This window comes from Fluviicola sp., from assembly GCF_030151805.1.
Lineage (GTDB): Bacteria > Bacteroidota > Bacteroidia > Flavobacteriales_D > Crocinitomicaceae > Fluviicola.
In genome coordinates, this window is record NZ_JASLCN010000018.1 from 1 (window position 1) to 5,879 (window position 5,879).

At 41.2% G+C, this 5,879-nt stretch carries 3 protein-coding genes; all 3 read left to right on the forward strand.

All coding sequences use genetic code 11. The features are described from left to right. The coding region (locus Q1V93_RS00680) for a T9SS type A sorting domain-containing protein (protein WP_300660063.1) at nt 1-350 on the forward strand (350 nt) is incomplete at its 5' end. A 295-nt stretch (nt 351-645) separates the two neighbouring features. Continuing rightward, complete coding sequence (locus Q1V93_RS00685) at nt 646-4,962, forward strand: T9SS type A sorting domain-containing protein (protein WP_300660066.1); 4,317 nt, start codon at nt 646-648, stop codon at nt 4,960-4,962. A gap of 319 nt (nt 4,963-5,281) precedes the next feature. Beyond that, on the forward strand, nt 5,282-5,879 hold a 598-nt coding region (locus Q1V93_RS00690), incomplete at its 3' end, for a hypothetical protein (protein ID WP_300660069.1).

Sequence of the window (5,879 nt, forward strand, 5' to 3'; positions counted from 1 at the left end):
AATACAACTACGATTACATCTCAGGAAACGGAGTTTGTCCGAATGACACCGCTTTGGTTGTGGTAACCGTTACAAATTGTAACTGGTTGTCAGTAGCTGAAAATGCATTGGAAGCAGTAAACATTTACCCGAACCCTTCCACAGGGTTGGTATATATTGAATCCGGATTCTCTTCTGGCAATTTCGATCTGATCGTGATGGATGTAAATGGCCGCACAATTCAAACGAGTATGAACAGCATTACTTTGGGTACAAACACCATCAACCTGAAAGAGGTTGAAAGAGGTACATACTTCTTCAAATTGTCAAGCGATGATGCTGAAAAAGTGTTTAGAATCGTGATTCAATAAGCGCTTAAAACAAACCAATAACCGTAAAAACCCTTCCTGTTTCAGGAGGGGTTTTGTTTTAAAAAAATCACATACAGCCTGGTTTTGTTTATTTTTTGTGCTTTTTAAGATTTTTTATGTTTTTTTGGCTATAAGGTTTTTGTTCGTTGAAAGGAAAAATTTATTCGTCGAAAGCCTCATTTTATACAGCGAAGCAACTCCTGTTGACAGATCAATCATTGATGCCTGGTCAGCCGTCTTATCCCGCTGAATTTATCGGTTTAACAAATAAGTATCTTTGCTGAAACTGATGATTATGAAGAAAAATTACAAGCAGCCCTTACTGGGGGTTATGTTTGCGTTAGGTATTTTCTCTGTTTCCAATGTCCATTCTCAAGTAGATTTGACAGCAACAGGAGGTACGACAACTGCAACATACACCACAGTAAGTGCAGCATTTGCTGCAGTAAATGCAGGAACCCACACGGGTACAATTTCAATTAGCATTACCGGAAACACCACAGAACCTGCAGCTCCTGTTGCATTATCTGCAAATGGTGTCGGTACGGCTTCTTTCGCTTCTTTAGCTATTAAACCTACAGTTGCGACTATTATCTCCGGCGCACCGGGTGCAGGAAGCGGGGTTTTAAATTTTAGCGGATCTGATAATGTAACCATTGACGGTTCCATTACTCCGGGAGGAACAACAAAAGACCTGACTATTCAAAACACAAATGCAGCTTCGTTTACGAACACTGCGGTTATTCGTTTGATTGGTCAAACAACAGCCGGAACAGGATTGGCACTTAGCAATTTTGTGATCAAAAACAACATCCTTATTGGTAACACACCGGGGAATAACGGTACTTCAGGAAGTTCTGTTTCTTCATCTTACGGAATCTATGCCGGGGCAAACAATGCAACAACGATGCCTTCAGGTACTTCCGGTGCTGATTATGACAATGTCCTGGTGGAAAATAACGATATTAAAAAAGCATATATCGGTATTAACTTCTACGGTGCTGCTGCAAATCAGAACGACAACCTGATTATCCGTAGGAATACAATCGGCTCTACAACTGCCGCTGACCAGATTGGTTACAAAGGAATCATTGCGTACAACACATTAATCGGTTCGATTTCAAACAATACTATCTCCAATATCCAGTTAAATACTTCTGTAAGCACAGCCGGAATTGAAGTTGGTGGAACATCTGATAACGTGAAAATTTCATCTAACGTAATCAGTTCTATTTACAGTACATCAACAAGCGGTTACGGTAGTTACGGAATCAACATTGAAGGTGGAAACAATTACATTGTTGACAATAACAGTATTTCTGATATTAAAACCCTTAACTACAGTGCTACATCCCAAACTTATAATGCTTTTGGGATCCGTCTGAACGGAGGAACGGGTCATAAAATTTATTACAACTCAGTTCATCTTTCAGGAAACTATTCTACAGGATCTACTGTTGCAGCAAGTGCAGCTCTTGCAGTAGCGTTACCAAGCGTTACCAATTTGGATATCCGAAACAACATCTTCTCTAATGTTATGACTTCTACGGCAACAGGAGCCAAAGAATTCAGCGCAGTATGGTTCGCAAGCGGATACAATTTCACAAACGCTTCCCTGAACAATAACTATTATGGTATTACGAATGATGCGATTCACTTAGTTGGAAAAATCGGAACAACTTCCGGAACAGGAAACTATTTGAATTTGAATACATGGAGAGCTATCTCACAAGTAAACAACGTTACGAATGATGTGAATTCAGCTCCGATTTCAAATACGCCGGCTCCGTTTACATCCAATACAAACTTATTGCCTTTGACAACTGTTCCGACAGCCATCGAAAGCGGCGCTTTGGCAATTGCTTCATTGGGTGCTCCCAATTTGGATATTACAGGAGCTACAAGACCGGGAACAGGAACAAATCCTGATATGGGAGCTTACGAATTCTCCGGAATGACTATTACTTGTCCGCAACCATTATCCATTACAGTTCAATCTGCAACAAACAGCAACGCAAATGTTACATGGACTTCTGCGGGAAGTGAAACATCGTGGCAGTTACAATACGGTCCGCAAGGATTCGCATTGGGTTCAGGAACTACTGTATTGACAACTACCAATCCGGGTACAATCTCAGGATTGACTACGCATTCATTTTACCAGGTTTATGTAAGAGCCATTTGTGGTGCAGGTGATACATCCTTATGGACTGGTCCTGCTACTTTCAATACGTACAACCAGGCTCCTTTCATGGAATGGAGATCGGATTGTCCGACTGCAGGATTCATTGATATTGCAACAACCGGAACAGATCTTAACCTGACGGATGATAGTGAGCAAGGAATGACACTTCCGTTCCCGATTTTGTACCAGGGTGCTTTAATAACAACTTGTAATATTGGTAACAACGGTGGTATCGCTCTTGGAACAACTACAGCTGATGTTGTACCATCTCCGGGAAATATGAACAGCTTAACAGGAAGTTTTATTTACCCTTGGGGTGATGACTTGGATGATGAGTCAGGAAATGTGTACCAGCAAACAATCGGTACTGCTCCGAACAGAACATTCATCGTTCAGTGGGACAATATCTGTAACTATTCAGGTTCTGCAACAGCTCCAACAGTAACTTTCCAGGTTCAGATTGATGAAGCTACAGGAAAAATCTGGTTTGTATATGACGACGTTGTTTTCGGTGCTCCGAACGCTGCAGATGATTACGGTGCGAATGCTGATATCGGTATTTCCGGACCAATCCAGGACTTTAACGTGTCCAATGACAACGCTGCTTATTTACAAAACAATACGTGTGTGGAATTCTTCTACACAGATTGTCCGAAACCAAAAAATGTTGTGACAACTTTCCTAAGTGCTGAAGAAATTACTTTCGGATGGACAGCAGGATTAGCAGCTGAAACAGCATGGATCATTGAATACGGTCCGGCAGGATTTACACCGGGAACAGGAACAATTATCAATACAACCAACAGTTTCGCAACAATTACAGGTTTGACTCAGGTAACGAATTACACGCTTTACATCTATGCACATTGTGCAAACGGCGATACTTCTTTGGCTTTGAATCACAACTTCACCACATTGCCTCGTTGTTCAAATCCTACCACATTGGGTGGAACAGCAGCTCCTGATTCATTGAAATTGACTTGGGCATGGACTCCATCAAGTATTGTATACCCGGCTCAATCATTCAAAATTCAATACGGAATGACCGGATTCCCATTATATTCTGTACCGACTGTTACAGCAAACGGAACGAACTTAGCTGATACAATCTACGACGCGAACTTAATGGCTTCAGGTGTTTACCAATATTATGTACAGGCAGTTTGTTTAGGTGGAGATACTTCTTCATTTGCAGGACCGTTCACAATTAGAATGCCATTAACAAATGACCTTGTCTGCGCTCCGGAATTGTTACAATTAAACCGTACTTATACGTTCGACAATGCAGGAGCAACTGTTTCTACAGGTGAAGCAAGTATTGCTCCTCCTGCAACAGGTGCTCAAACTACAACCGGATGGGCAAACTCAACCCTGGATGGTACTTTGTGGTATACATTCGTTGCTCCTCCGTCAGGTTCTGTAAGAGTGAACGCTACAGCGATCAGCTACAACGGACAGGCTGCCGTTTACGCTGTAGCGAACTGTGCAAACTTCAGTACATTTACTTTAAAAGCTGCTAATGACGATGCAATCGGTGGTGGAAGCTCTGCTCCTAACTTCACTGTTTGTGGATTAACTCCGGGAACCACTTACTACATCATGTATGATAAGTATAGTTCTACTTCAGGAAACTTTAGCCTGAATGTTTCTCCGATCGTATTGGAGGCAGGGATCATTAATCCGGCAAGCCAGATAACAAATGTTTGTACAGGTGATACGGTTAATTTGTTCAACACAATCATTAATTACAACACAGGTGGAACATGGTCTTCTTCGATTCCGGCTGTAAACATAAGCCTTCAGGATTCTTTGTTTATTTCTTCCGGTCTTGCATACCAGACATTCAATCTTCAATACCGTGTAACGGAGGGTTGTGCATACGACTCGATTGTTTCACAAGTGAGAATTTTCAAACCGTCAAATGCGGGTCAGGATGGAATCGTCACAGCTTGTAAGAATGAACCTATCGACTTATTGGCAGGATTAAACGGAAATACAGATTTGAACGGAGACTGGTATGATACACAAAACAGCCTTATGCCAAACTCTCAGATCACAACTGCAAACTTCCCGGGGCAATACAACTACGATTATGTTTCAGGAAACGGAGTTTGTCCGGATGATACGGCAATGGTTATAGTATCTGTTCAGAACTGTAACTGGTTATCAGTTGAAGAAAACGCATTGGAAGAAGTGAGCATTTACCCGAACCCTTCTACAGGTTTGGTATATATTGAATCTACATTTGCAACCGGTAGCTTTAACTTAACTGTTACCGATATCAATGGACGCACCATCCAAACAGGTACGAAAAGTATTTCTTTGGGTACAAATGCCATCGATTTGAAAGAAGTTGAAAGAGGTACATACCTCTTCAAATTGTCAAGTGACAGTGCTGAAAAAGTATTCCGAATCGTGATTCAATAAACAAACTGATTGTTTAGTTCATTTTTAGAGAACCCTTCCGTAATATTACGGAAGGGTTTTTTGTTGATTAATCAATAATTGTAACAATAGTTGATTCAAAAATTAACATGACAATTGCTTTATCAATCATAAAAAACAGGTATTTTAACATTTCATAAAACCCAATAAAACTAAGGCTTTCAGAGCGAAAAAACCATCTACCACGAAAACCTCACCTATTAGGCATTCAACATGTTATAACAGTAAAAGGAAAAAAAATAATGTATTAATAAACTGTTATTATTTTACATTTGCCTAAACATCTACTAAATTAAAACTTATGAAGAAAACACTACGAAAGTATCTCGCGATGCTTAGCTTGCTCGTTACGTCAATTTTTTTGAGTACGGGTTGGGCGCAAATCAATTACTCCGCTAATTTTGATGCAGGTATGCAGAGTTGGTCCTCACCAGGATCGGATTTCAATCAATTTACGGGGGCAACAGCATGTAATACCGGTGCGGTACGCTCCAATCTTTACAGTGGTAACACAGATGCAATTCTCTTGTCTCCTTCTTTGGGTACAGCAAGCGGTAACGGGGTCATACTGACTTACGATTACAAAGTAGCCAACTGGAGTGCCAACACAACCGGTGCGTCCAATCCCTGGGGAAGCTTTGTTGTTGAATACGCAAGTGCTGCAGGCGGGCCATGGACAGCGATTCCAGGATCTGCTGTGAATCAAACAAATCACACTGTTTCCGGAAGTTGTGCAACAAAAACAATCGGTTTTACTCCTCCGGCAGGAGCTCTGTTCATCCGCTTCAACTGTGTGTGGTCAGCAGGAGATTACTACCTGAATTTTGACAATATCAACTTACAGGATCTTTCCGCTCCTCCAACACCAACAGAAGCGCCGGGAACACCAACCTGTTCAG

What these genes read in the sequence shown, in the direction of transcription:
- Q1V93_RS00685 (WP_300660066.1), top strand. Translation starts at nt 646, where the DNA reads ATGAAGAAAAATTACAAGCAGCCCTTACTGGGGGTTATGTTTGCGTTA.